Here is a 24,925-nt window from a genome sequence, read left to right as displayed (position 1 = left end):
TGATCTCAAATCTAGGCCGCCATCATGGACCTGCACGACGTTGGGCTGGTCCTAAGATCGACCTGACGAAGGGAAGGACGTGGGTCGGGCCCGCGACAGGCCACCCACGTCTTTTCATCACCCTTCGCTTTCTTTCTCGCTTCCAGGACCACTCCGTGTTCGGAGCCCCCCCTGTCGGCCAAACCCCCAGCCTCACCGCCTTCGCCATGGCCTCTCCCTCGCCATGGCCTCCGCTTTCCCGACCCCCGGCCGGGGCTGCATCGATCAGCGCCGGGCCACCGGGTGCGTGGCGCCGTCGCCTGGCTGTCGGGGTTGCGCTGTTGCTGCCGCTGGCCCTGGCGGCCAGCGGCAGCCCATGGGGTGACAGCCGCTCCAACGACGCCGGACCGCCCTCCCGCGGCCCCCTCGACCATCGCCACCTGGCGATCATCGTCAACGCCGCCGATCCCCTCAGCGAGACCATCGGCCGGCAGTACCAGGCGGCCCGGCTGATCCCCCCGGACCAGGTGATCCGGGTGCGCTTCGCGCCCGGGGAAGCCTCGCTGAACCCTGCCCTGTTCCGCCGCATCAAGGCCAGCGTCGACCGCCGGACCCCGGCCCATGTCCAGGTCTATGCCCTGGCCTGGGCGGCCCCGTACCGGGTCGGCTGCCAGTCGATCACCAGCGCCTTCAGCCTCGGCCTCGATCCCCGCTTCTGCGCCAGCGGTTGCCGCACCACAGCCCTGAGCCCCCTGTTCGCCCGCGGTGACGTGCGCCGCCCATGGGATCAGCTGCGCATCCGGCCCAGCATGATGCTGGCCGCCACCAGCGCGGCGGCAGCCAGGCGTCTGATCCAGCAGGGGGTGGCCTCGGACGGGACCGCACCGCCGGGAACCGCCTACCTGCTGAGCACCGGCGATGCCCGGCGCAACCGTCGGGCCGCCGGTTACGGCAGGGTCAAGGCCGCCATCGACTCCCGCCTGCGGGTGCGGATCATCCTCGGCGACACCCTGGTGGGAGCCCAGGACGTGATGGCCTACGTCACGGGGCTGGCCTTCCCCGCGGGCGTGCGCACCAACCGCTTCCGGCCCGGTGCCGTCGCCGATCACCTCACTTCCTTCGGCGGGCAGCTGACGGACAGCCCGCAGATGAGCGCGCTGCGCTGGCTCGAGGCCGGCGCCACCGGCAGTTACGGCACCGTGGTGGAACCGTGCAACTTCACGGCCAAGTTCCCCGATCCCGGGCTGCTGCTCAGCTATTACCTCCGGGGCGACACCCTGATCGAGAGCTACTGGCGCAGTGTGGCCATGCCCGGGCAGGGGGTCTTCATCGGGGAGCCCCTGGCCAGGCCCTGGCCAGGGCACGGGGCCCTCAGCCCTGGTGACGGCGCTGGTGCCAGGCCCAGGCGTGTTCGATGATCGTTTCCAGCTCTGGGAAGCGGGGCCGCCAGCCGAGTTCCTGGTGGGCCCGGGTGGCCCCGGCCACCAGCTGGGGAGGGTCACCGTCCCGGCGTTTGGCCACGTGGGCCAGCAAGCCGCGACCAGTGACGGCCTTGGCGGTCTCGATCACCTGCTGGACCGAGTAGCCGGTGCCGTTGCCGAGGTTGTAGATCAGCGGTCGGCGCTCGTTCTCCTCCCGTTCCCGCAGCCGCAGCAGCCGCTCCAGTCCCAGGACGTGGGCGTCGGCCAGGTCGGCCACGTGGATGTAATCGCGGATGCAGGTGCCGTCCGGGGTGGGGTAGTCGTCGCCGAAGATCTGCAGGTAGGGCTCCCGGCCGCTCATGGTGTCGAGCACCCTCGGGATCAGGTGGGTCTCCGGATTGTGATCCTCTCCCAGGTCGCCGTCGGGGTCGGCACCGGCGGCATTGAAGTAGCGGAAGATCACGCTGGGCAGGCCGTAGGCCGCCGCGAAGTCGGTGAGCAATTGCTCCACCATCCACTTGCTGCGGCCGTAGGGATTGATCGGGGCCTGGGGGTGGTCCTCGGTGATCGGCACCTGCTGGGGAATGCCGTAGGTGGCGCAGGTGGAGGAGAACACGATCGGCAACGGCCGTTCGGTGGCCACCAGGGCCTCGAGCAGGGTGAGGGTGTCGCCCAGGTTGTTGCGGTAGTACTTGGCCGGATCGGTCACCGACTCACCCACATAGGCGTAGGCGGCGAAGTGGAGCACCGCCTCGATCGGCTTGCCCTCCAGGGAGGTGCCGTCAAGGGCGGGATGGCGGCCGCGCAGCAGGGGTTCGAGCACCTCACGGTCGCCCACCTGGCCCAGCACCAGCGGCACCTCCAGGGTCTTCTCGACGATGTCGGCATGGCCGTAAACCAGGTTGTCGAGCACCACGGGCTGGTGCCCCGCCCTGGTCAGGGCCCTGACGGCATGGCTGCCGATGTAGCCGGCGCCCCCGGTGACGAGGATCCTCACAGCCGCACCTCGGCGCCGCTGGCCCGCTCGCTGACGAATTCCGCCACGGTGCGGCGGAGTCCGTCCGGCAGGGGAATCGTCGCCCGCCAGCCCAGGGCGGCCAGGCGGCCCACATCCAGGAGCTTGCGGGGTGTGCCGTCCGGCTTGGAAGTGTCCCAGGCGATCCGTCCGCGGAACCCGACCGCCTCGGCCACCATGGTGGCCAGGTCCTTGATGCTCACGTCCGTTCCTGTTCCCACGTTGATGTGCTGGAGCTCTTCGGCGCCCGGCTGCCAGTGGCGCAGGCAGAACAGGGCCGCATCCGCCAGATCGTCCACATGCAGGAACTCCCGACGCGGGCTGCCGCTGCCCCAGCAGACCACCTCCTCGGTGCCGTTCTCGCGGGCCTCCTGGAAGCGGCGGATCAGGCCGGGCAGCACATGGCTATTGGTGGGGTGGTAGTTGTCACCGGGGCCGTAGAGATTGGTGGGCATCAGGCTGATGGCATCGAAGCCGTGCTGCAGCCGCAGGGCGCGACACAGCTCAATGCCGGTGATCTTGGCGATCGCGTACCACTCGTTGGTCGGCTCCAGAGGTCCCCCGAGCAGGGCCTCCTCCCGGATCGGCTGCTCGGCCAGCTTGGGGTAGATGCAGCTGCTGCCCAGGAACAGCAGGCGCCGGGTGCCGTGCTGCCAGGCACTCTCGATCACGTTCTGCTGGATCTTGAGGTTGTCGAGCAGGAAGTCGGCGGGATAGGTGGAGTTGGCCAGGATTCCCCCCACCCGCGCCGCCGCCAGCACCACCACGTCGGGCCGCTGATCCCCGAACCAGGCGGCCACGGCGGGGCCATCCATGAGATCGAGGTCAGAACGGCTGACGCAGAGCAGGTGGCGGTGGCCTTCCGCCTCCAGGCGCCGGGCGATGGCCGAGCCGGCCATGCCGCGATGGCCGGCGATGAAGATCCGATCGTTCGTTGAGATCAGCATGGGGAAATCGTCAGGCCCCCGCGGCGCCGGGCGGGGTTGCGGACCGCGGGAGAGGGCGTCGTTCCAGCGAAGGTCCTCTTCGACGAGAACGGGTCACGGCCATGACCATAGCCGCGTTTCGCGGGCCGGTTCACGGGGCGGTGCTCACCCCGACCTGGGGGGGATTCTCCATCGAGCCGACGACGGTGAACCCCTCGCGCCTCAGGGTGGCCTCCTTGGCGGCCTCCTCCTTGTCGGTGGCCACCATCTCCGCCACCAGCTCCTCCAGGGTGGTGGTGGGGGTCCAGCCCAGCCGCTCCCGGGCCCGGGTGGGATCCCCCAGCAGGGTCTCCACCTCCGCCGGCCGGAAGTAGCGCCGGTCGATGCGCACCACCGTGGCACCGGTGTCACGCCGGGCGCCCGTCTCATCGACGCCGCTGCCGCTCCAGTCGATGCCCCCCCAGCCGAGTTCCTCGGCGGTGAGCTCGATGAAGCGGCGCACCGATTCCTGCCGTCCCGTGGCGATCACGAAGTCCTCGGGTTGCTCCTGCTGCAGCATCCGCCACTGCATCTCCACGTAATCCCGGGCGTGACCCCAGTCCCGGAGGGAGTCGAGGTTGCCCATGAACAGGCCCTGATCCAGACCGGCATCGATGCGGGCCAGGCCCCGGGTGATCTTGCGGGTGACGAAGGTCTCCCCCCGCCTGGGGCTTTCGTGGTTGAAGAGGATGCCATTGCAGGCGTACATCCCGTAGGCCTCCCTGTAGTTGACCGTGATCCAGTAGGCGTAGAGCTTGGCCACGCCGTAGGGACTGCGTGGATAGAACGGGGTGGTTTCCTTCTGGGGAATCTCCTGTACCAGCCCATAGAGTTCGCTGGTGCTGGCCTGGTAGATGCGGGTCTTGTCGATCAGTCCCAGGATGCGGACGGCTTCCAGGATCCGCAGGGTGCCGAGGGCATCGGAGTTGGCGGTGTATTCGGGACTTTCGAAACTCACGGCCACGTGGCTCTGGGCCCCGAGGTTGTAGATCTCGTCAGGCTGGATCTGCTGAACGATCCTGATCAGATTGGTGGAGTCGGTCAGATCGCCGTAGTGCAGAACCAGGCGGGGATTCTGTTCGTGGGGATCCTGGTAGAGGTGATCGATCCTGTCGGTGTTGAAGCTGCTGGCCCGCCGTTTGATCCCATGCACCACGTAGCCTTTCTCCAGGAGCAACTCCGCCAGGTAGGAACCGTCCTGGCCGGTGATCCCGGTGATCAGAGCCGTTTTGGTCATGGGGTTTCCGTTGTGTTCAAGAGGTGAAGGGGCCGGATCCGCTGAGCTGGAGTGCGGCTTACCGCTGATGTTGTGCTGGCCCTGCTTGGATCAGCTCGTATCGATCGGAGCTTAGCCGGGCGCTCGCGGTGCGTCCGACGCCGGTGTCCTCCGCCTCTGCCCGTAGCGACGGCTGAGCTGGGGCGGGGGATCGGGCTGGCCGGAGCCGTTGCCTTGCCAAAAAAATGGACCCATCCGCAACGGACGGGCCCATGGGAAAGCTGGGCTGTGGAGAACGTTCGCTGTTCAGTCGCGGCGGCCGCCACCCTGGAGGGCAATGATCAGCCTCAGGATGAAGATGAAGAGGTTGATGTAGGTGAGGTACATGCCCAGGGCGCCGGCCAGATACTGGTCGTCGCTATAAGTGCGGGGCATGGTGTAGAAGTCGACGAAAGCCGCCCCCACGAACAGCACGGTGCCGAAGCCGGCGATCATCAGCTCGAAGCTACCGCCAGTGAAGATGGCCGGGGCAAACAGGCCGCCCACCAATTGCACCACCATGGCGATCAACAGACCGATGATGCCCAGACCAACCACTCCGCTGAGGGCCTGGCCGACGTTGTCGCTCATGCGGCGACCAAAGAAGGAGGCGATCACGAAGGTGATGCCCGTGGCCAAGGCGGCGGTGCCAACAGCGCCAACACCAGCCGAAGTCACGGCGTAGCTCACGATGCCGCTGAGTGTGAAGCCGGTGATCAGGCTGTAGGCCGTCAGGATCGGCAAGGCGGTTGCGGCGTTGCCCTTGGTGGCGGCGTTCTGGGCCACGAAGAAAAGGATGAAGTTGCCGATCAGGGCCACCCAGAACAGGGGCATGAACAGGGCCGGCGCACTGGCCATGAGGGACATGCCACCGAGGACACCACCAGCGGTGAGCACCATGCCGCCGCCCACATAGGGCAGGGCCTTGTTGACCACGTTGGGACCGATCAGTGCGCTGGACTGGGCTTCGCGGATCGCTTCCTGAAAGTTGCTGCGGGCCGGCATGGCGCTGGCATTTCAAACTGAATCCATCTTGCCAGCGGCCCCAGGGTTGCGGCAGCAGCGCCGGTTCGGATCTCCCCATGCGGGCCCGCCGTCCTGCAGCCAGGCTTCAGGCGTCGCCCCGGGGCTGGTGGCGCGATCCGGGCCAGAGCCACACCGCCAGCAGCGCCACGCCCGTGCCGATGCAGGATTCCAGGAAGCGCAGCAGGGCGTTCAGACCCGGACTCAGGGCCGGATCCAGGCTGCCGGTGACGATCACGACGATCACCGTGATCGCCGCCAGACGGCCGTGGCTGGGCACATTGATCGCCGCACAGATCGCCACCGTGGCGAAGATCGCCGCCGCCATTCCAAGGGGGTGAAAGGGCAGCAGCGTCAGTTACACGGAACTGGTGATGGCGCCGATCGCCGATCCCAGAATCCGCAGCGAGGCGGAAGAGGTCGCATCCTTGGGGCTGACCTGGGTCACGGCGACGGCGGAGATCGCCGACCAGAGCCCGCCGATCTTGGGCAGGTAGCCAGGAAACAGGCTCGTGAAACAAAAACCCAGGGTGTGGGCCACCAGGGCGGCCAGCGCGATCTGGGCCGGGATGCGCAGCCGTTCGGCGCTGTTCAAGGCTCCGATCGGGTGGGGGTGCCATCGATCCGTTTCCTGGCGGCGGGGGCCGGCGGGCGGGCATCGCGGCGGGCGTAGGCCTGCACCAGGCGCTGCACCAGCGGATGGCGCACCACGTCGGCGTCGGAGAAGCGGCAGATCGCCACCCCTTCGACCCCAGCCAGCACCTGCTCCGCCTCCACCAGGCCGCTCAACTGGCCCGGGGGCAGGTCGATCTGGGTGGTGTCACCGGTCACGACCATGCGCGAGTTCTCACCCAGCCGGGTGAGCACCATACGCATCTGGGCGCAGGTGGTGTTCTGGGCCTCATCGAGGATCACGAAGGCATCGGCCAGGGTGCGGCCACGCATGAAGGCCAGGGGCGCCACCTCAATCACCCCCTTCTCCAGAAGTTGGGTGGTGCGTTCCTGGCCCAGCAGGCCGTGGAGAGCGTCGTAGAGGGGGCGCAGATAGGGATCCACCTTCTGCTGCAGGTCACCGGGCAGGAAGCCAAGCCGCTCGCCCGCCTCCACCGCCGGACGCGTGAGCACCAGCCGCTCCACCTTGCGTTCCTGGAGCATCCGCACGGCCAGGATCGTGGCCAGGAAGGTCTTGCCGGTGCCGGCGGGCCCGATCGCCAGGGTCAGGTCGTGGCGTTCAATCGCCTCGACATAACTGTTCTGCCGCAGGGTGCGGGGACGCAGGGGCCGGCCGGTGACGCTCGTGGCCAGCACCTGGAGCCCCATGCTGCGGTGCTGGTCGGATCGACCGGTGTCCAGGGCCGTCAGGGCCGCCTGGATGTCCACCGGACCGATGGGCTCGCCCCGTTGCCACAGCGGCTCCAGGAGCTGGACCAGGGCCTGCAGCCGCTCCACCTGGGAACTGCGGCCCCGGATCTGAAGATCGAGGCCCCTCAGGACGATCTGGGCACCCGTGAGGGCCTCAAGCCGACGCAGCGAAGAGCCGTCCGAGCCGGCCAGGGCAATGGCGGCGGCGCTGTCGGGCAGGGCGAACGTGGAGGAGAGCTCGCTCAGGCCTTGGCGGCGGCAGGTTCGGCGGCAGCGGCAGCTTCGGCGGCCTCAGCGGCCTGCTTGGCGGCGGCTTCCTTGGCGGCTTCGGCGGCGGCTGCCGCTTCCTTCACCGCGGCGGCAGCGGCGGCGTCACGGGCGGCGGCCTGCTGCAGCTTGCCGACGGTTTCGGCGGGACGGGTGGTCTTCTCGATCAGGCCACCCTTCTCGAGCAGGCTGCGCACGGTGTCGGTGGGCTGGGCACCCTGGCCAAGGCGGACGCGGATGGCCTCGGCGTCAAGGCGGGTTTCCTTGGTGCGGGGGTTGTAGAAGCCCAGTTCCTCTAGCGGACGGCCATCGCGGCGGGAGGTGCTGTTGGTGGCCACCAGACGGAAACTCGCTTCCCGTTTCTTGCCGAACCGCTTCAGCCGGAGCTTGATCATCTGGAAAAGGGTGGTCGAAATGCAGCTCCCAATCCTACAGGCCTGCTCAGAGCTGGCCGAATCCCTTGCGCTTCTTGGCCGGCTTGGGGGGCTTGCGGGGCTGGCCGCCGCCGCGGCCACCGGGACCGCCCATGCCCGGCATGCCCCCCATTCCCGGCATGCCGCCACCCATGCCGGGCATGCCCCCACCCATGCCTGGAAAGCCACCCATGCCCGGCATCCCGGGCATTCCGGGCATCCCGCCCCGGGTCATCTGCTGCATGAAGCCGCGCATCTTCTGGAAGTCGGCGAGAACCTTGTCCACATCCGCCGGGGTGTGGCCGCTGCCGGCGGCGATGCGGCGGCGGCGGGAGGGCTGGGCGGCGAGCAGTTCGGGCTGGCGGCGCTCGGCCTCGGTCATCGAGCCGATCATGGCCTCGATGCGCTTCAGCTGGCTCTCCCCCTGGCGGAGCATGCCGTCGTCGATCTTGTTCATCCCGGGGATCAGCTTCATGAGCCCGCCGAGGGAGCCCATGCGCTTGATCAGGCGCATCTGCTGCACGAAATCGGAGAAATCGAAGCTGGCTTCCTGCAGCTTGCGCTGCATCTTCTCCACATCGGCCAGCTCCACCTCCTTGGTGGCCTTCTCCACCAGGGTGAGCACATCGCCCATGCCCAGGATCCGGCTGGCCATCCGCTCCGGGTGGAACGGCTGCAGGGCCTCCACCTTCTCCCCGGTGCCGATGAACTTGATCGGGGCGCCGCTCACCTTGCGGATCGAGAGGGCGGCCCCGCCGCGGGAATCGCCGTCCAGCTTGGTGAGCACCGCGCCGGTGATGCCCACCTGCTCGTGGAAGGCCCGGGTGAGATCGGCCGCCTCCTGGCCGATCATCGAATCCACCACCAGCAGCACCTCATCCGGGGCCGCCGCTTCCCGGATCCGGACCATCTCCCCCATCATCGCGGTGTCGATCTGGAGGCGGCCGGCGGTGTCCACCAGGACGGTGTCGAAGCCTTCCTCCCGACCCCTGGCCACGCCGGCGGCGGCAATGGCCTCCGGGCTGGCCTCGCTGCCCAGGCTGAACACCTCCACGCCGATCTGGCGGCCCAGGGTCTGGAGCTGATCGATGGCGGCAGGCCGGTAGACGTCCGCAGCCACCAGCAGGGGACGGCGGCCCTGTTCCTTGAGGTGCAGGCCCAGCTTGGCGGTGGCGGTGGTCTTGCCGGCTCCTTGCAGACCGGCCATCAGGATCACGGTGGGCCCTTCCGCGGCCCGCGCCAGGGGGGCATTGGCGCCGCCCATGGTCTCGACGAGCTGGGCGTGCACCAGCTGGATGAACTGCTGGTCCGGGCTCACGCCGCGCACCACCTCGGCGCCCACGGCCTTGCGCCGCACCTCCTCGATGAACTCCTTCACCACCGGCAGGCTGACGTCGGCCTCCAGCAGGGCGCGCCTCACATCGCGGAGGGCGCCATCGACGTTCGTCTCCGAGATGGCCGCCTGGCCCCGCAGTCCCTTGACCGCGTCTTCAAAGCGCTGGGAGAGTTCGTCGAACATCAGTTGAGGGATTGGGTGGCCACCAGGCGCCAGCTATCGCCGTCGCGCCCGAATACATAACCATTGCGCAGCTCCATGGGCGCCGTGCTCTCCACCACCTTGCCGTTTTCATCGAGGCGCCGGTCGCTGTAGCGGAGCCGGGCGACGGCGACGATGCGGCGGGGCCCGCTCTCGGAGAGGGTCAGGTCGGTGATCCGCACGTCCAGACGCTGGGTCTGGCCCCGGGCCGCATCACTGCGGCGCTCCCTTGTGAGCAGCTCCACCGGCCCTTCCCGGGCAATGCGATCCAGGCCCTGGGGAATGGGCTCACCGGCCAGCACATCAGCTTTGATCGTCAGCCAGTCCTCCAGCAGCCGGCGGACCTGGGCCGCATCGGGTCGGGGGCTGGTGAGGGGCTCCAGGCTCGGGCCGCCCGCCGGCACGGGGGTGGGAGTCGGCGCGGCCGGGGGCCTGGCGGCCGGAGCTGGCAGCGGAGCCGGCGGCTGGGGCGGCGGCGGAGCGCTCTGGCGCTGCCGCAGCACCCAGGCGCCGGCCAGGAGCAGCAGCAGGGCGGCGCCGCCCGCCAGCAGCCAGGGCCGGGGGGGAACGGGCCAGCGCAGGGGCACCTCGTCATCGAGATCCCGCTCGTCCTCAAGATCCGTCCCGGGGCCTGTCGGCGGCAGGGAGGCGAAGCCCTCCAGGGCCGAGGCGCCGGGAGCGAAGGACTCTGCGGCAGGAAAACCAGGGGTCTCGAAGCTCGGGAACGGGGGTGGGGCCGCCGCGGCCGGCGCCGCCGGTGCCGAGAGGTAGGCGCGGCCCCGCCGCTGGTCCTCCCGCTCCACGTAGGCCACCACGTCCCGGTCACTGAAATAGGCCACCAGATCCGGTTCGGCTTCTAGGTCCCGGTAGCCGGGCAGCACGTCCCGCACCAGCCAGTCACTGCAGTAGGCGCAGAGCTGACCGAGGGGATCGTCACTCTTGCCGGCCGCCCAGGCTTTGAGCTCCTGGCTGGCGCCGCTGTCGAAGCAGGCCCGCGCCGTGTCGGCCTCCCCCAGCAGCAGGTGCAGGTTGGCGAGCAGGGGCTCGACGCCCTCCCGTCCGCTGCGCTGCAGACGGCTCCGGGCGTCGGCGATGCGTTCGGGCTTGCGCTGGGCGAAGCCGGAGGCGGTCAGGGCGATGGTGGCCAGGAAGTCGGCCGCCTCGGAGCCGCTGGCGGCCCAGCGGCTGAACAGATCCACCTGTTCCTGAACGGTGAGGAAGGAGCGGATCTGGTGGAAGAAGGTCTGGAAGTCCTCGCGGGGGAAATGGGGATCGCCGTCCCCCTCGAGGCCCCCGCGCCGCTGCACCAGCTGCTCCAGCAGCGCCAGCCCCTCCCGCCGTTCGGCGCCGGCGGCGAGATCCCGGCTGAGCAGATCGAGCACCCGGTAGGGGGTGAGCCGCTCCAGCCGGGCGTTCATGGTTTCCCTGAGCTCGGGCTGCCGGCCGAGGCGCTGCAGCAGCTGCAGCCCCTGCCGCAGGGTGCGGGCGGCGGCTTCAAAACGACGCTGCTCCTCCAGCTCCCGGGCGGCCTCCAGGCAGGACAGTCCCGCCAGAAGCGTCAGATCGGTTTCGCGGCCACTGCCGAGGGTGGGGGCCTGGGGCAGCTGCAGGCAGCGGCTGGCCAGCTCGAACGTCTCCAGGGGCTGGCCCCCCTCCATCAGCAGCAGCAGACCCCCCACCTGGCGGGTGGTGGCGATCTCCAGGGCCGGCTGCAGGGAGCCTCCGGTGTCGGCCAGGCCCGTCAGTTCCGCTTCGTAGGCGGCGCGTCGATCGTGGTCGCAGAGCAGGTCGGCACTGGCGCGGAGCAGGTCGGCCCGCGCCTGCAGCGTTTCCTGGGTGAACCCTCCGTGGGGCACCCGGTCCAGCCGCGACTGAAGCGTGCGCAGGACCCCCTGGGCGTCGGCGGAGGGAGAGACACCCAGCAACCGGAAGTGATCGATCGGCAGGTCCAATCCGATGAGGCCGCTGGGGCGCGACTGTAGTCAGAGGCAGTGGTTTTGACTGTCATCAGGGAACGGACCCCGTACAGTCGTGGCCACGAATCGCATCGCCGTCCTGCCATGACTCAGGAACTGACCGCGGCGCGGGCAGCGCAGCCCGGCACCGTCGGGGCAAGCTCGTCGTCCGAGGAGGCGGGCAGCCATGCGGTGCGGCTCGAGGGCCTGTACCCGGCCGAGCGGGCCAGTGTCAGCCGGGACGAGGGCCTGATGCTCTACCGCGACATGACGCTGGGGCGCCGCTTCGAGGACAAGTGCGCTGAGATGTACTACCGCGGCAAGATGTTCGGCTTCGTGCATCTGTACAACGGTCAGGAGGCTGTCTCCACCGGGGTGATCCGGGCGATGCGTCTCCAGCACGACTGGTTCTGCAGCACCTACCGCGACCATGTCCACGCCCTGAGCTGTGGTGTGCCGGCCCGGGAGGTGATGAGTGAACTGTTCGGCAAGGCCACCGGCTGCAGCAAGGGGCGGGGCGGCTCGATGCACCTCTTCTCCCGGGAGCACCATCTCCTTGGCGGCTATGCGTTCATCGGCGAGGGCATCCCGGTGGCCCTGGGGGCGGCCTTCACCAGCCGCTACAAGCGGGAGGCCCTCGGCCAGGCCGACAGCGATGCGGTCACGGCGGCCTTCTTCGGAGACGGCACCTGCAACATCGGCCAGTTCTACGAATGCCTCAACATGGCGGCGCTGTGGAAGCTGCCGATCCTGTTCGTGGTCGAAAACAACCGCTGGGCCATCGGCATGGACCACAACCGGGCCACCAGCGAGCCGGAGATCTGGCGCAAGGCGGCCGGCTTCGGCATGGTTGGCGAGGAGGTCGATGGCATGGATGTGCTGGCCGTGCGGGCGGCGGCCCAGCGGGCGATCGCCCGGGCCAGGGCTGGAGAGGGTCCCACCCTGCTGGAATGCCTCACCTACCGCTTCCGCGGCCATTCCCTGGCGGATCCCGACGAACTCCGCGAAGCGGCGGAGAAGGAGTTCTGGGCCAAGCGTGATCCGATCAAGCAGCTGGCGGTCCGACTGATGGAGCAGGGTCTGGCCACGGCCGAGGAACTCAAGGAGATCGACAGGGAGATTGATGCCGTAGTCGCTGATTGCGTCGAGTTCGCCCTCGCGGCACCGGAGCCCGATGGCAGTGAACTCACCCGTTACATCTGGGCCGACGACTGAACTGACGCGACAGTTCCTGGCAGGCCGGGCGGTGCTGGAGTCGCTTGGCGGGCGCTGGGGCCATTGGAATTGGGCCTGATTTCTTCGCGGGAATCGGTCTTTTCTTGAGTCGATGTTAGAATCACTAAAATTGCCGGAATGGCAACGGGTCTGATGACCAAACGCGTCCTCGTCACTTTCTCGGATCACCGCATGAAAGTGGCCCGGCGCCGCTTATGTCGTCAGGCGAAGGATATGGGCGTGTACACAGATATCGTAAGTGCCTCGGAGTTCGATCTCGATCCTGCGTTTCGCCAGCAGTTCAAGGATTATCTGACGCCGGAGCACCGGGGTTTTGGCTACTACGCCTGGAAGCCCCAGATCGTTCTTCAGACCCTCCAGCGTCTGCAGGACGGCGATCTGGTGCACTGGATCGATTCCGGCTGTCACCTCAACCCTGCGGGAAGGCAGCGCCTGCTGGAGTTCTTTGCGATGGCTGCGGAGGCCCCTTCCGGCCTGCAGGGTTTCGAATGTCTTCCCCCCAATGGTTCCCTCATCTACGAGGGCCGTCAGTTTCCCGATCAGGGGGAGGCCAAGTGGACCAAGGGTGATCTGCTCGACCGGCTGGCGGTGCGGGATAGGCCCGAGATCACCGGCAGCCAGCAGCTGGGGGCCACCACTTTCTTCGTGCGCAAGTGCCCCGCCGCCATGGACTTCATGCGGCACTGGATCAGGGTGTTCAGTGAGGATTTCTCGATGATCGACGACCGCCCCTCCCGTTCTCCCAATCTGGAGGGGTTCCAGGAGCACCGCCATGATCAGTCGATCTACTCGATCCTGGGTAAGTTGCTGCCCATCTCGACAACATCCGTGTTCGAATTCTGGTTTCCCCGCACCGACAATTGCTGGCTGCCGGACTGGGAGAGGGTCGGCGACGCTCCGATCCAGATCCGCCGCGATCGCGGCCTCAAAGGCGAGAGCCGACTGAAGATCGCCGGGCTCCAGGCAAAGGGGTGGTTGAAACGGCTTCTGGCCGGAGGCGGCCGGGGCTGAGGAGCCGGCCGATCAGGCCAGGGGAACGGCGGACCGGGTCGAGAGGCTGCGCAGTTTGCGCAGGGCCTTGAGTTCAATCTGCCGCACCCGCTCCCTGGAGACATCCAGCTGCCGGCCGATCTCGGCCAGGGTGTGGCGCTCCATGCCGTCGAGGCCGAAGCGGAGGGCCAGCACCTCCTTCTCCTGGGCGGAGAGGTGGCCCATGAGCTCGGCCAGCTGCTCCTGGTGCATGCCCCGCTCGATGCGATCCAGCGGCTCCTCGGCGGACCCATCGGCGATCAGGTCCCCCAGGAAGCTGCGGCCGTCCTCCGCATGGATGGGGGCATCCAGGCTGGAGATGGTGAGGGCCTGGCGCAGCAGGGAGTCAAGCTCCTCGACGGGGATGGCCATGGCTTCGGAGATCTCACGGCGGCTGGGCATGGCGCCGAGCTTGTGGGCCAGCTCGAGGCTCACCTTGCGCACGGTCGTCAACCGTTCACTGAGGTGAACAGGCAGGCGGATGGCCCGGGACTGGCAGGCGATGGCACGGGTCATGCTCTGGCGGATCCACCAGAAGGCATAGGTGGAGAACTTGTAGCCCCGGGTGGGGTCGAACTTTTCGACGGCACGCTCGAGGCCGAGGGAACCTTCCTGGATCAGATCGAGCAGTTCGAGCCCCTTGCCCTGATACTTCTTGGCCACGCTCACCACGAGCCGAAGATTGGCCCGCATCATGCGCTCCTTGGAGCGGCGGCCGACCTTGATCGTCTTGTTCTCCTGGACGGAGTATCCGGTTTTTGATTCTTCCACCAGGTGCATCATCGCCTGCACCTGGTTGCCGAGCTCGATCTCCTCGGCCGGGGTCAACAGAGGCTCTCTGCCGATGGAGGTGAGGTACCACGTGATGGAATCACTCCCTCTGCGGGTGGAGCCCTCCCTTCTCGTCGCAATGGCGGAGACGGTCATAGGAGGGGGCGTAATGGCGCCTTCGAAAGTGTCAACGGATTATCCACCCACCGGCAGGGGCAGAAAGTGTCTGGAACAACTTTTAAGGAATGAGATGTGAACCCGCACACAATCGGACTTCTTTAGCAATAGGCTTTGATTGGATGAGCAAAGGGCTAATTCTTCTGTTGCCGGTCTGAGGAGTCCATCAGAGTCTCCCGATGGGGAAGTGGCCGCTCCGCCCTATTTCATTGGCTCCGGATGTTCCAGGGCCTCGGCCACCGCGAGGGGGGTCACGCCTCCGGGCCCGTGCCGGCGATGGGTCCGGACGCCGGCCAGGGCATGGTCGAGGGCGGCGGCTGCCAGCCAGACGGCATCGGCCCCTGGCGTTCCCGCCTGCCCCATGGCGGCCATGGCCAGGGCCCCCCGCCCCGCCGCGTAGCCGGCGAGCACATCCCCGAGTCCGGCCCTGGCCGCCTCCGGGCAGGCCACCAGCAGCTGCCAGCGGCGCCCATCCGGGGCCGCCACGACGCTGCGGGCCCCCTTGAGCAGCACGCTGGCGCCCGTGCGGCGGGCCGCCGCCCCCGCCGCCTCGGGCCGGGGCAGCGGAGCCAGGTCGGGGAAGAGCCTGCGGAACTCCTCCGCGTGGGGGGTGATCCAGGTGGGCCCCTGGCGGGTCCCCAGCCAGTCGCTGCCCATGGCCGCCAGGCGATTGAGGCCATCGGCATCGAGCACCAGCAGGCCGGCGAAGTCGGCCAGATCCTGCCAGCACTGCCGCTCCGGGGCGTCGATCCCCGCCGCTGGTGGTGCACCGGCGAGACCGACTCCGCCCAGGCCGGGACCCAGCAGCACCGCATCCAGCCGATCCAGCCAGCCCGCGGCCAGATCCGCCAGCGCCAGCCCCCCGGCCGGGGTGGCCCCCAGGCCGGGCTCCAGCACCACATGGGGGTGGATCTGCCAGAGGTGGGGGGTGATCTCCTGGGGGAGGGCGGCCCGGAGGCTGCCGCATCCGGAGGCCGTGGCGCCGGCCAGGGCCAGGTGGGCGGCCCCCCGGAAGCGGTGGCTGCCGGCCACAACCAGCAGGCGTCCGCGGGCGTACTTCCCGGCGGCTGGATCCGGCACGGGCCAGGGGGCCGAGCACGGGTCGGCGGCCCCCAGGCCCAGCAGTGGCTCGCCACCGGGCTGGCCCAGGAGCGCGGCCGGCAGTCCCAGGTCGATCCGCTCCAGCCGTCCCACCCAGCGCAGGGCGGTGTCCTGGACGAGGCCCCGCTTGATCAGGCCGATGGTGTAGGTGGTGGCGGCCGTGGCGGCGACCCCGCCGAGCAGCACCCCGTCATCGGCGTCCAGGCCGGTGGGGACATCGATCGCCACCAGGGCGCCGGGCCGCCGCCGCTGCCGGTCCCCCAGCAGGGCTTCGATCAGCGGTCCGGCCGGCCGGTGCTGGCCGATGCCGAACAGGGCATCCACCCAGAGGGCTGGATCCTCCGGGTCGGGCGGGGCCTCCAGCAGGGGAATGCCCAGCCAGCGGGCATGGCGCAGGTGGGCCTCGGTGAGAGGCCGGCGGCGCTCGAAGGGGCACCAGATCCGCACCCGGCCTCCGGCCAGGTGCCATTCCCTGGCCACCACCAGCCCATCGCCGCCGTTGTGGCCCGGTCCCACCAGCACCAGCAGGCCGTCCTGCCGGTCCCGAGACGGCCGTTCCGCCAGGCGGCGGCTCACCGCCAGGGCGGCCTTCTCCATCAGGGCCTCCACCGGCAGTCCGCTGGCGAACAGCTCCTGCTCGATGGCGGCCATGGCGGCGCCGCTCACCAGAAGGTGATCGGCATCCGCCGTCGGCCAGGCGGTGGGCATCGGCCCGAGGTTCACGGCGGCCCGAGCAGTGCTCTCCCATGATGGAGGCGTCCCCCCGTTCCACCCATCGGGATCCTTGAGCCCCTCCGCTGCCACGGTCTCAGTTCCGCCTGCGTCCACCGCCCAGCCCCCCGCCGCCAGCCCCGAGGTGGCCGAGGTGCTGGGACGGCTTGGCGACTGGCCCGGTGAACGGCGCGTGGCGGTGGGCCTCTCCGGCGGCGTCGACAGTTCCCTGACCGCCGCCCTGCTGGTGGCGGCCGGCTGGGAGGTCGAGGGCCTCACCCTGTGGCTGATGAGTGGCAAGGGCGCCTGCTGCGCCGAGGGTCTGGTGGATGCGGCCGGCATCTGTGACCAGCTGGGGGTTCCCCACCATGTGGTCGATTCCCGGGCCCGGTTCCAGGAGCAGATCGTCGATTTCCTGGTGGAGGGCTACGGCGATGGCCTCACCCCCCTGCCCTGCTCCCGCTGCAACCGGGCGGTGAAGTTCGGCCCGATGCTGGAGTGGGCCGAGGCGGAGCGCAACATCGGCCGCCTCGCCACGGGCCACTACGCCCGGCTGCGCCAGGACGACCCCCAGGACGGCCGCCACCAGTTGCTGCGGGGCCTCGATGCCCACAAGGACCAGAGCTACTTCCTCTACGACCTGCCCCAGTCGGTGCTGGGGCGGCTGGTCTTCCCCCTCGGTGAACTCACCAAGGAGGCCACCCGCGCCGAGGCCGCACGCCTCGGCCTGCGCACCGCCGCCAAGCCCGAAAGCCAGGACCTCTGTCTGGCCGATCACCATGGGTCGATGCGGGCGTTCCTGGATGCCTACCTGGCGCCTCGACAGGGTGAGATTGTTCTCGCGGACGGCACGGTGCTCGGCCAGCACGACGGGATCGAGCACTTCACCATCGGCCAACGCAAGGGTCTGGGGGTGGCCTGGAGCGAACCCCTCCATGTGGTGCGGCTGGATGGGGCCATGAACCGGGTGGTGGTGGCGCCCCGGCGGGAGGCGACACGCCAGGCCTGTGTGCTCGGCGCCGTCAACTGGGTGTCGATCGCGCCGCCCAGCGGACCGATCGAGGTGGAGGTGCAGGTGCGCTACCGCAGCCTGCCCGAGCGGGCCCTGCTGACGCCCCTGCCCGAAACGGCCGCCGACCACGCCGCCGGACGGCCCCACCGGGCCCGGCTCGACTTCGCCGAGCCCCAGTTCTCGGTGGCTCCTGGGCAGGCGGCGGTGGCCTACAGAGGCGAGGTGCTGCTCGGTGGCGGGCTGATTCAGGCCGACGCCTGACGGCTCTCGCTGCGGAACCGGTTCATGGCCGATTCGATCACCACGTGCATGTCCATGTACTTGTATTCGGAGAGACGGCCCCCGAAGATCACGTTCTCCGTTCCCTGGGAGAGCTCCTGATAGCGCCGGTACAGCCCCTGGTTGTGGGCATCGTTGACCGGGTAGTAGGGAATGGCCTCACCGTTGCAGGGCCGGGGGTACTCCTTGGTGATCACGGTGACGGGGGAGCTGGAGCCTTCGAAGTGCTTGTGCTCGATGATGCGGGTGAAGGGCTCGCGGGTATCGCAGTAGTTGATCACCGCATTGCCCTGGAAGTTGTCGGTTTCCACCACGGCGTTGTCGAACGCGAGCGAGCGGTACTCCAGCCTCCCCAGCCCATAGTCGAAATACTGGTCGATGCAGCCGGTATAGACCACCTTGCGGGCCAGGCGCCCCAACGGGGTGCGGTCGGCGAAGTAATCGACGTTGAGGCGGACCTCGATGCCCTCCAGCAAGGCGTCGAACAGGGCCGTGTAACCGCCGATCGGGATCCCCTGGTAGCGGTCGGAGAAATAGTTGTTGTCGTAGGTGAAGCGCAACGGCAGCCGCTTGATGATGAAGGCGGGCAGTTCACGGGGATGCTTGCCCCACTGTTTGCGGGTGTAGTCGCGGATCAGGGTCTCGTAGATGTCCTTCCCCACCAGTGACAGGGCCTGCTCTTCCAGGTTGGTGGGTTCGCCGGTGAAGCGCTGGGAGGCGATCTTCTGCCGGGCTTCCTCGGGCGTGCGCGTCTGCCAGAGCTCGTAGAAGGTATTCATGTTGAAGGGTAGGGAATATAGCTTGTCTCCGGAGATCGCCTTGGGTGAGTTGATATAGTTATTGAATTCTGCAAACCTATTGACGAAGGCCCAGACGGCCTTGTTGCTGGTGTGAAAGATATGGGCGCCGTAGCGATGGACGTTGATGCCTTCCAGCTTCTCCGTATAGCAATTGCCACCGATGTGGGGGCGGCGCTCGACGATGAGACAACGTTTTCCGGCATCGGTGGCGAGTCGGGCAAAGGTGGCACCGAACAGCCCGCAGCCGACGATCAAATAGTCGTAGGCGGGCGTGTCGGTCTCGCTGCGCGAGGCTGCATCATTGGATGTCACTGATCAGCGAAAATCCTTCAGGTCGACGGGGAGAAGTTTTTCGATCGATTGCTGGATCTCCGGCGGCTCCTGCATGCCATAGGTGGCGAAGATGTTGATGCCGGTGCTGGTGCACTTCTTGCAGAGTTCGCTGCCATAGCGCTTGGCCTGCATCACCTGGTAGGGGGTGTCCAGATAGTTGGCGATTGATGGGGCGGAGGGGGACTGCACGCAGCAGACCGAGAAGTTGCCTTCGTGGTCGAGGCAGACCTGGGACTCGCGCATGAAGCAATTCTGTGATCGGTGGTCACCGATGGCCTGCTGCACCAGCTGGGGGCTGTAATAGATGTACTCGAGTTCCGGGGGAATCGTTTCGAGCCCGTCGAACATCTTGTCGATGGGCATGTAATAGGCGTGGTAGGGGCTGAATTTTATCCCCAATTTGTCGCAGAAGTGCTTGAACAGGTGCACTTCATGCAGGTTCTGCTTGTGAACCAAATAGCGCACGTCGATGTTCTGGAAGCATTCCCAGTCGCCGAGGGTTTCGGAGATGCGGATCAGGTTGGCGAGCACCGGTTCGATCCGGCCGCCCTTGTGGTTGATCTGGTAGGTGCGCTGGGTAAAGCCCGACACCGTGATCGTGAAGTTCCACAGGCGCAGGGGCTTGAGCAGGGACCAGTCGTAGTCGTAATTGAGATTGGAGGAGATGCCGCAGGGGACGCCATGGCTCTCGGCGCAGGCAATCAGTTCATGGAGCCTGGAATGGAGGGTGGGTTCGGTCCAGTTGTACAGACCGAAGCGGCAGTTGTCATTGGTGTCGGCCTTGGCCTTCAGGCAGATCTTCTCGAACAGCTCAATCGGCATTTCTGTCAGCTTCTGGCCGATGCTGTTGGTGTACTCGGGCATGCCGACTGGACAGGCCGTGCAACGGAGATTGCAGCCACTCACCACATCCACCCAGAATTCAATGACCTTCTGAGGCGGGGGTACAGGGGAGTATTCAGGCCACAGAAAACTCTTGACAGCCGATTGCACGTTCTTGGGAACGGCACGCTTCAGGACTGTTGGCAGCGCCATCTAGATTCCTACAAAAACGTCATGCGTCATGGCATCGTAGCCCCTGCCCGCTGACATCGAAGGTCCCGTGGTTTCGATTCGACGATGACGCCGCATCGCTCTGGCTGAGGCGGCCTCTCAGCGGTTCGTTGTCTGCCCGCCCGGCCTGGAGGGCCCCTGCAGGCGTCGCCCCAGTCCCTGCAGCGTCCGCTGCCGTCGCCGCCACCAGCAGCTGACCGGAGGCGGCGCCAGCCACCGCGCCGTCCGCCCCAGGCGCCGGCCCCAGACCACCTGCAGGTGCTGGGCCAGCCGCTCCCGACCGCAGCTGGTCAGTTGCGCGGCCGAAGGACCCCGGTAGGCCGGCAGGTCCAGTTGCAGGGCCAGCCGCTCGGTGGCCTCGCGCCAGTACCGGGTGGCCTCCTGTCTGACCTGCCAGCACTCCCGGATCGAGCCCACGCTCAGCAGCGTCTCCGCGGAGAAGCGTTCCACTTCAAGGATCCCGGGCAGTCCCAGGGGGTTGGTGCCCTGTTCGCTGATCACCAGACAGCCATGCAGGGGTGCCTGCCACATGCGGCCGGAGAGGGTGGTGCCCCGCTGGTAGGGGTACATCAGGCCGTAGCAGCACCAGGCGCTCGCCAGCAGCCGATTCGCTTCCAGGTAGCTGAGGCCGTGGGTGGCCAGGCCCAGCCTGTCCCAGCGGCCACCGAAGACCCGCACCAGCCCCCGGCGGGCCAGCCGGGCCAGATCCTGCTGGTAGGGGTCGTCGCCCATCGGCTTGAAATTGGCGATGTGCAGCGGCCGGCCGGCTCGCTTGCGGAAGGGGCTTCGCTGCCAGAACTCGGGAACCACCGGCAGGTACCCCGGCACCCAGCGCAGCCCCTCGGGAACCGGGTCGGGTGGGAACAGGGAGATCAGCCGGATGTCACGGGCCAGGGGAAAGCGCTCGAGCCAGTCCACCTGGAGCTCCTTGACGTAGTCGTACACATGCACGATCCCCCGGTGCTCCCGATGGGCCAGGCCCGGATCGCCGCGCAGGATCACCAGCAGGTCGAGATCCGGATCGACGCCGTCACGGGCGAACCCGTAGCCCGCAGCCCGATAGAAGAGCCGCACGTTCCAGATCACATCGAGATCCTGGAAATCGATCGAGAGGATGTGGAACCGGGGGGGGGAACTCACACGACCTACCAGTGGGGATCACTGGCCAGGCTGACGGTCAGCCGGCCGCTGGGACTGGAGGGCACGGTGGAGACACAGGCCCGCACCACCCGTCCATTGACCTCGATCTCGCAGGCGCCGCAGCTGCCCCCCAGGCAGCCGGTGGGGATCAGCACCGCTGCCTGGCGGGCGGCCTCCAGCCAGTCCTGGCCGGGGAGGGCCGTCATTGTGCGTCCGTCCGGCCAGGCGATGGTGATGGCAGGACGGGGGATGGCGATGGGGAGAGGGCCGCGCTGGCGGAAATCTAGGGGGTGCCGGCCATTCAGGGGCGCCGCCCCTGGGGGAGAGGCCCCGGGGCCAGCAGAGGCGCCAGATCGATGTGGGCTTCGAAGGCGTCGGCCAGGCGATCGAGCAGGGCGTCCCGCTGGCGGCCGTGGTGGGGCTGGTTCTCCTCCAGGGGCGGCAACTGACGCCGCCGCCGCAGCTGGTTGAGCCAGCGGCGCCGCCAGGGCCCGTTCTCGAAGATGCCGTGCAGGTAGGTGCCGGCCACCAGACCCCCCTGGCTGCCGGACTCCGCCCACCAGCCCAGGGCCCCGTCCTCCGCCAGCGGCGCACAGCCCGCCGGGTCGGTCCGCACACTGCGGCCGTGGTGGAGCTCGAAGCCCTCCACCTCAGGGAGGTCGCCCGGGCCGGGGGGCCAGAGGGCCCGGCTCTGCCGTTGCCGCAGCGCCTTGTCGCCCTGGAAGACGGTGCGCAGGGGCAGCAGGCCCAGCCCGCTCACCCGCTCCCCGGGCTGGCCCCCTTCCAGGCCGTCGGGGTCATGCAGCTCCTCACCCAGCATCTGCAGGCCGCCGCAGACGGCGAACACCTGCCCCCCCCGGGCCACATAGGAGCGCAGCTGCTCCGCCATCCCGCTGCTGCGCAGCGCCGCCAGGTCCCGCAGGGTCTGCTTGCTGCCGGGCAGGATCACGGCACCGGGCTGCTCCAGGGGCTCCCCGGGCCGCAGCCAGCGCAGTCGCACGCTGGGTTCGGCCTCGAGCGGGTCGAGGTCGGAGAAGTTGCTCAGGGAGGGCAGGCGCACCACCACCAGGTCGAGCTCGGCGCGGGGCTTGCGGCTGCCCCGCTCGAGCAGGTCGAGGGAGTCCTCGGGGGGAAACAGCTCGTCGAGCCAGGGCATCACCCCCAGCACCGGCACCCCGGTCTGCTGCTCCAGCCAGTCGCGGCCGGCATCGAACAGGGAACGGCGGCCGCGGAAGCGATTGATCAGCAGTCCGCCGATCAGGGGCCGCTCCACGGGCCGCAGCAACGCCAGGGTGCCGACGATCTGGGCGAAGACGCCACCCCGTTCGATGTCCGCCACCAGCAGGCAGCGGGCGCGCAGGTACTGGGCCAGCCGCAGGTTGGTGAGGTCCCTGGCCTGCAGATTCACCTCCACCGGACTGCCGGCCCCCTCCAGCACCAGCCGGCCGCCGGGGTGGGCGGCCTGCAGCTCCTCCAGGCCCGTCCGGATCGCTGCCCAGCCGGGCCGGAACCAGTCGCGGTAGTAGTGCTCTGCCCGGGCCGTGCCCACCGAACGGCCGAGATGGATCACCTCACTGGTGCTGTCGCCCCGGGGCTTGAGCAGCACCGGGTTCATCGTCACCCGCGGCTCCAGCCCCGCCGCCCAGGCCTGCAGCGCCTGGGAATAGGCCATTTCCCCGCCCTGCTGGTCGACCCAGGCGTTGAGGCTCATGTTCTGCCCCTTGAAAGGCAGGGGCTGCTCCCCCCGGCGCCGCAGAACGCGGCAGAGGGCGGCGGTCATCAGCGATTTGCCGGCGCCGCTGCTGGTGCCCAGCACCATCAGCGGCCGCAGGGAGGCGGGGTGGGGGCGGTTCAAAGGCGGGGGCGGTGGCGGCGCAGCGCCTCCAGGATCCGCTCCCGCCGGCCCGCCCGCGGAATTTCGCCGGACCAGCGCCGCAGCACCTGCCGGCCCATCGGCGTCAGCCGCACCCGCTCGGTGAGCCCCTGGCCGTCCACTTCCCGCCGCAGCACCCCCAGCCGGATCAGCCAGAGAAAATGGTCCTCGGTCCGGTCGCCGCTGAGGGGCAGGAAGGTGAACGGGGGAGGCCCTTCGGCGCGGCGGACGAGTTCCGTGCTGCTCAGGGGCCCTTCCCCCACCGCCTCGTAGAAGCGGCGGCGGAAGGGCAGGCAGCGGAGGGAGAGGGCGGCCCGCGCCAGCGAACGGGACTCGGTGTCGGCCTGTGCCATGGCCCCATTCTCACCAATCGACGGGCAGGCTGGAGACCCCGCTGGAGACCCCCCTTGCTGCTGCTGGCTTCCGCTTCCCCGGCCCGACGCCGCCTGCTGGAGCAGGCCGGCATCCCCCATCGGACCCAGGTGAGCGGCGTGGATGAGGACGGGATCCGCCAGGCGGATCCCCGGCGGCTGGTGCAGGCGCTGGCGCTGGCCAAGGCCCGGGCCGTGGCCGCCACGCTCGCTTCAGAAGCGGCCTGGCCGTCGTATGGGGTGCTGGGCTGCGACTCCCTGCTGGTGGTGCAGGGGGAGGCCTGGGGCAAGCCCCGCGACGCCACCGAGGCGCTGGCCCGCTGGCGGCGCATGGCCGGCGGTTGGGGGGACCTGCACACCGGCCATGGCCTGCTGAGGCGCCCCGCCCCCGGGGCGCCGGACGTGCCCCTGCAGGCGGTCGTGACCACGCGGGTGCAGTTCGCCGCCCTCGGCGAGGCGGACATCCAGGCCTATGTGGCCAGCGGTGAGCCCCTGGCCTGTGCCGGCGGCTTCGCCCTCGAGGGCCGCGGCGGCTTGGTGGTGGAGCGGCTGGAGGGTTGCTTCAGCAATGTGATCGGCCTCAGCCTGCCCCTGCTGCGGCGCTGGCTCGGCCCGGGAGCCCTGGCTCAGGTGCCCGGGTGATGGGCGCGGATCCGCCGCAGCCAGTGGGCCATCGACATCCTCTCCAGCACGGCGCGGTGTTGGGCGGGATCCTCGAACCGGGGATGGAGCGCGTCCCGCCAGGCCTCCAGCCGTGTGGGGGAGAGGCTGTGGCTGTTCCAGTGGTCGACATAGGCCACGGGCAGGTCGCCGTAGGCGGCCGTGGTGGGGTTGCGCTCGATGATCGGGATCGCCCCGGCCAGCAGGGCCGTGAAGGCCTTTGGGGAGGGATCGAGGCTGCCGCCGCCGGCGCAGATCACGAAGGGATAGCGCTGGAGGGTCGGGAAGAAATCGTCGTAGGGAATCTGCTCGTGCACCTCGACGAAGGCCCGCCAGTCGCCGGTCGCCAGCCGCATCACCGTGCGCCGCTGCTCCCATTGCGGACCCTCACGGACGTAGTGGGCGCAGAAGGCCTTGAGGGGTCGCTGCCGGAGGGGGATCGGTGCGTCCTCCGCCATGACGTGCCGGTAGATGACGTGCCCATCACTGTTGATGCACCCCAGCGGGATCGGGGTGACACCGGGTAGCGGCGTGTCCAGATTTTCCGCATACCCATGCAGAAGTCTGGGGTCGTCCAGGAGGCGGAGCAGACGTTGCTCCAGGCCGGAGGCGATGGAATCGGGGAAGCGCTGATCCACCTGCCTGGGCAGGGTGGTGTCGGCATCGCCGGTGATCAGAACGAAGCGCGTCGTCGCCTTGATCCGGGGGAGATAGCGCTCGAGAAACAGCTCCAGGCACTCCGGCACCGCCTTGACGAACAGGAGTTGTGGCTGGGCGCGCAGGTTGCCGCAGAAGCCATGGCGGGTCAGGCTCCAGTCCGCCCAGTGGGCGATCGAAGGGATCGTGGGCTCCACCAGCCGCGTGTTGAGCACCAGGCCGTCCCCCATCGGGTTCCGGCGCTGCAGTGAGCGACGGGTCGCTGAGAAGCGGCGCCGGTTGACCAGCCGCTCGATGGCCTGGGTGCGGTGCTGGATCCGGGGGGCAAGCAGCACCCGCAGGGTGCGGGGCGGTCGCAGGATTTTGCCGCCCAGCCTCTGCAACGGGCTTGCCGCGTCCATGGGGAAGGATCACCCATCGGATCTCCCAACGGTTGCGTCGGAACCCACGATACGAAAGCCAGCGATCTTCACCACAAAGGCCCCGCAGCAAAAAGCCTCCACCGGGGGGCGGAGGCTGGGGGATGGACA

Annotated in this window: 24 protein-coding genes; 5 read left to right on the top strand and 19 right to left on the bottom strand. The window is 68.6% G+C overall.

Features of this window, described 5'->3' with window-relative positions; translation table 11 throughout:
- The first annotated feature begins 320 nt into the window (after positions 1-320).
- The gene (locus tag CYAGR_RS05650) at positions 321-1,397 is read left to right on the top strand and encodes a TIGR03790 family protein (protein ID WP_015108825.1); all 1,077 of its coding nucleotides are present in this window, start codon (positions 321-323) and stop codon (positions 1,395-1,397) included.
- Here CYAGR_RS05650 and galE read toward each other — a convergent pair.
- The 10 genes from galE to CYAGR_RS05605 form a co-directional block, all read right to left on the bottom strand.
- Positions 1,351-2,397, bottom strand: a complete 1,047-nt coding sequence (gene galE, locus CYAGR_RS05645; RefSeq protein WP_015108824.1) for a UDP-glucose 4-epimerase GalE — start codon at positions 2,395-2,397, stop codon at positions 1,351-1,353. The two genes, CYAGR_RS05650 and galE, sit on opposite strands and share 47 nt — an antisense overlap.
- Positions 2,394-3,362, bottom strand: a complete 969-nt coding sequence (locus tag CYAGR_RS05640) for a GDP-L-fucose synthase family protein (RefSeq protein WP_015108823.1) — start codon at positions 3,360-3,362, stop codon at positions 2,394-2,396. Before CYAGR_RS05640 ends, galE begins: the two co-directional genes overlap by 4 nt.
- A gap of 130 nt (positions 3,363-3,492) precedes the next feature.
- On the bottom strand, positions 3,493-4,617 hold the full coding sequence (gene gmd, locus CYAGR_RS05635) for a GDP-mannose 4,6-dehydratase (RefSeq protein ID WP_015108822.1): 1,125 nt from the start codon (positions 4,615-4,617) through the stop codon (positions 3,493-3,495).
- 285 nt (positions 4,618-4,902) lie between these two features.
- Positions 4,903-5,640, bottom strand: a complete 738-nt coding sequence (locus CYAGR_RS05630) for a Bax inhibitor-1/YccA family protein (RefSeq protein WP_015108821.1) — start codon at positions 5,638-5,640, stop codon at positions 4,903-4,905.
- A gap of 106 nt (positions 5,641-5,746) precedes the next feature.
- A complete protein-coding gene (locus tag CYAGR_RS16365) occupies positions 5,747-5,986 on the bottom strand; it encodes an aromatic acid exporter family protein (protein ID WP_051017054.1) in 240 nt (79 codons plus the stop codon).
- Positions 5,987-6,016: 30 nt separating this feature from the next.
- Positions 6,017-6,253 carry a hypothetical protein gene (locus CYAGR_RS16360; protein WP_051017053.1) on the bottom strand — a complete coding sequence of 79 codons (237 nt, stop codon included), beginning with the start codon at positions 6,251-6,253 and terminating at the stop codon, positions 6,017-6,019.
- Positions 6,250-7,266, bottom strand: coding sequence for a PhoH family protein (locus CYAGR_RS05620; RefSeq protein ID WP_043325472.1), 1,017 nt, complete (start codon positions 7,264-7,266; stop codon positions 6,250-6,252). The genes CYAGR_RS16360 and CYAGR_RS05620 overlap by 4 nt, the downstream gene beginning before the upstream one ends.
- Positions 7,263-7,682, bottom strand: a complete 420-nt coding sequence (rpsP, locus tag CYAGR_RS05615; RefSeq protein ID WP_015108819.1) for a 30S ribosomal protein S16 — start codon at positions 7,680-7,682, stop codon at positions 7,263-7,265. The genes CYAGR_RS05620 and rpsP overlap by 4 nt, the downstream gene beginning before the upstream one ends.
- Positions 7,683-7,728: 46 nt before the next feature.
- Complete coding sequence (gene ffh, locus CYAGR_RS05610) at positions 7,729-9,219, bottom strand: signal recognition particle protein (RefSeq protein ID WP_015108818.1); 1,491 nt, start codon at positions 9,217-9,219, stop codon at positions 7,729-7,731.
- A complete protein-coding gene (locus tag CYAGR_RS05605) occupies positions 9,219-11,189 on the bottom strand; it encodes an ARC6/PARC6 family protein (RefSeq protein ID WP_015108817.1) in 1,971 nt (656 codons plus the stop codon). The genes ffh and CYAGR_RS05605 overlap by 1 nt, the downstream gene beginning before the upstream one ends.
- Positions 11,190-11,297: 108 nt before the next feature.
- Between CYAGR_RS05605 and pdhA the strand changes: the two genes are divergently transcribed.
- On the top strand, positions 11,298-12,407 hold the full coding sequence (gene pdhA, locus CYAGR_RS05600) for a pyruvate dehydrogenase (acetyl-transferring) E1 component subunit alpha (RefSeq protein WP_015108816.1): 1,110 nt from the start codon (positions 11,298-11,300) through the stop codon (positions 12,405-12,407).
- A 153-nt stretch (positions 12,408-12,560) separates the two neighbouring features.
- Positions 12,561-13,439 (top strand): hypothetical protein, encoded by an 879-nt coding sequence (locus CYAGR_RS05595; RefSeq protein ID WP_015108815.1) that lies wholly within the window; start codon positions 12,561-12,563, stop codon positions 13,437-13,439.
- Positions 13,440-13,451: 12 nt separating this feature from the next.
- Here CYAGR_RS05595 and CYAGR_RS05590 read toward each other — a convergent pair whose 3' ends face one another.
- Together CYAGR_RS05590 and CYAGR_RS05585 are read right to left on the bottom strand one after the other, a co-directional pair.
- Complete coding sequence (locus CYAGR_RS05590; protein ID WP_015108814.1) at positions 13,452-14,384, bottom strand: sigma-70 family RNA polymerase sigma factor; 933 nt, start codon at positions 14,382-14,384, stop codon at positions 13,452-13,454.
- 222 nt (positions 14,385-14,606) lie between these two features.
- On the bottom strand, positions 14,607-16,214 hold the full coding sequence (locus CYAGR_RS05585) for an NAD(P)H-hydrate epimerase (RefSeq protein WP_015108813.1): 1,608 nt from the start codon (positions 16,212-16,214) through the stop codon (positions 14,607-14,609).
- Between the two features lie 148 nt (positions 16,215-16,362).
- Here CYAGR_RS05585 and mnmA point away from each other — a divergent pair, with 148 nt between their 5' ends.
- The gene (mnmA, locus tag CYAGR_RS05580; protein ID WP_015108812.1) at positions 16,363-17,490 is read left to right on the top strand and encodes a tRNA 2-thiouridine(34) synthase MnmA; all 1,128 of its coding nucleotides are present in this window, start codon (positions 16,363-16,365) and stop codon (positions 17,488-17,490) included.
- On the opposite strand, the gene glf is transcribed toward mnmA, so the two are convergent.
- The 6 genes from glf to CYAGR_RS05550 all read right to left on the bottom strand — a co-directional run bounded on the left by glf (position 17,475) and on the right by CYAGR_RS05550 (position 23,060).
- Entirely contained in the window at positions 17,475-18,620 is a 1,146-nt protein-coding gene (gene glf, locus CYAGR_RS05575; protein WP_015108811.1) for a UDP-galactopyranose mutase, read from the bottom strand. The genes mnmA and glf overlap by 16 nt on opposite strands.
- A 3-nt stretch (positions 18,621-18,623) precedes the next feature.
- Positions 18,624-19,505 (bottom strand): hypothetical protein, encoded by an 882-nt coding sequence (locus CYAGR_RS05570; protein WP_043325470.1) that lies wholly within the window; start codon positions 19,503-19,505, stop codon positions 18,624-18,626.
- A gap of 288 nt (positions 19,506-19,793) precedes the next feature.
- Positions 19,794-20,834, bottom strand: a complete 1,041-nt coding sequence (locus CYAGR_RS05565) for a hypothetical protein (protein ID WP_015108809.1) — start codon at positions 20,832-20,834, stop codon at positions 19,794-19,796.
- A gap of 5 nt (positions 20,835-20,839) precedes the next feature.
- Positions 20,840-21,040 (bottom strand): 2Fe-2S iron-sulfur cluster-binding protein, encoded by a 201-nt coding sequence (locus CYAGR_RS05560; RefSeq protein WP_015108808.1) that lies wholly within the window; start codon positions 21,038-21,040, stop codon positions 20,840-20,842.
- A gap of 95 nt (positions 21,041-21,135) precedes the next feature.
- Positions 21,136-22,653 carry a cobyric acid synthase gene (locus CYAGR_RS05555; RefSeq protein WP_043326587.1) on the bottom strand — a complete coding sequence of 506 codons (1,518 nt, stop codon included), beginning with the start codon at positions 22,651-22,653 and terminating at the stop codon, positions 21,136-21,138.
- A gap of 32 nt (positions 22,654-22,685) precedes the next feature.
- A complete protein-coding gene (locus CYAGR_RS05550) occupies positions 22,686-23,060 on the bottom strand; it encodes an Npun_F0494 family protein (RefSeq protein ID WP_015108806.1) in 375 nt (124 codons plus the stop codon).
- A 54-nt stretch (positions 23,061-23,114) separates the two neighbouring features.
- Between CYAGR_RS05550 and CYAGR_RS05545 the strand changes: the two genes are divergently transcribed.
- On the top strand, positions 23,115-23,720 hold the full coding sequence (locus CYAGR_RS05545) for a nucleoside triphosphate pyrophosphatase (RefSeq protein ID WP_015108805.1): 606 nt from the start codon (positions 23,115-23,117) through the stop codon (positions 23,718-23,720).
- Here CYAGR_RS05545 and CYAGR_RS05540 read toward each other — a convergent pair.
- Positions 23,705-24,796: a hypothetical protein gene (locus tag CYAGR_RS05540; RefSeq protein ID WP_015108804.1), complete on the bottom strand. Its 1,092-nt coding sequence runs from the start codon at positions 24,794-24,796 to the stop codon at positions 23,705-23,707. The genes CYAGR_RS05545 and CYAGR_RS05540 overlap by 16 nt on opposite strands.
- Positions 24,797-24,925 lie beyond the last annotated feature (129 nt).

Origin of the sequence: Cyanobium gracile PCC 6307, assembly GCF_000316515.1 — a bacterium.
Taxonomy (GTDB): Bacteria; Cyanobacteriota; Cyanobacteriia; order PCC-6307; family Cyanobiaceae; genus Cyanobium; species Cyanobium gracile.
The sequence above is the reverse complement of the archived record's forward strand: the minus strand, read 5'-3'. Positions and strand labels throughout refer to the sequence as shown.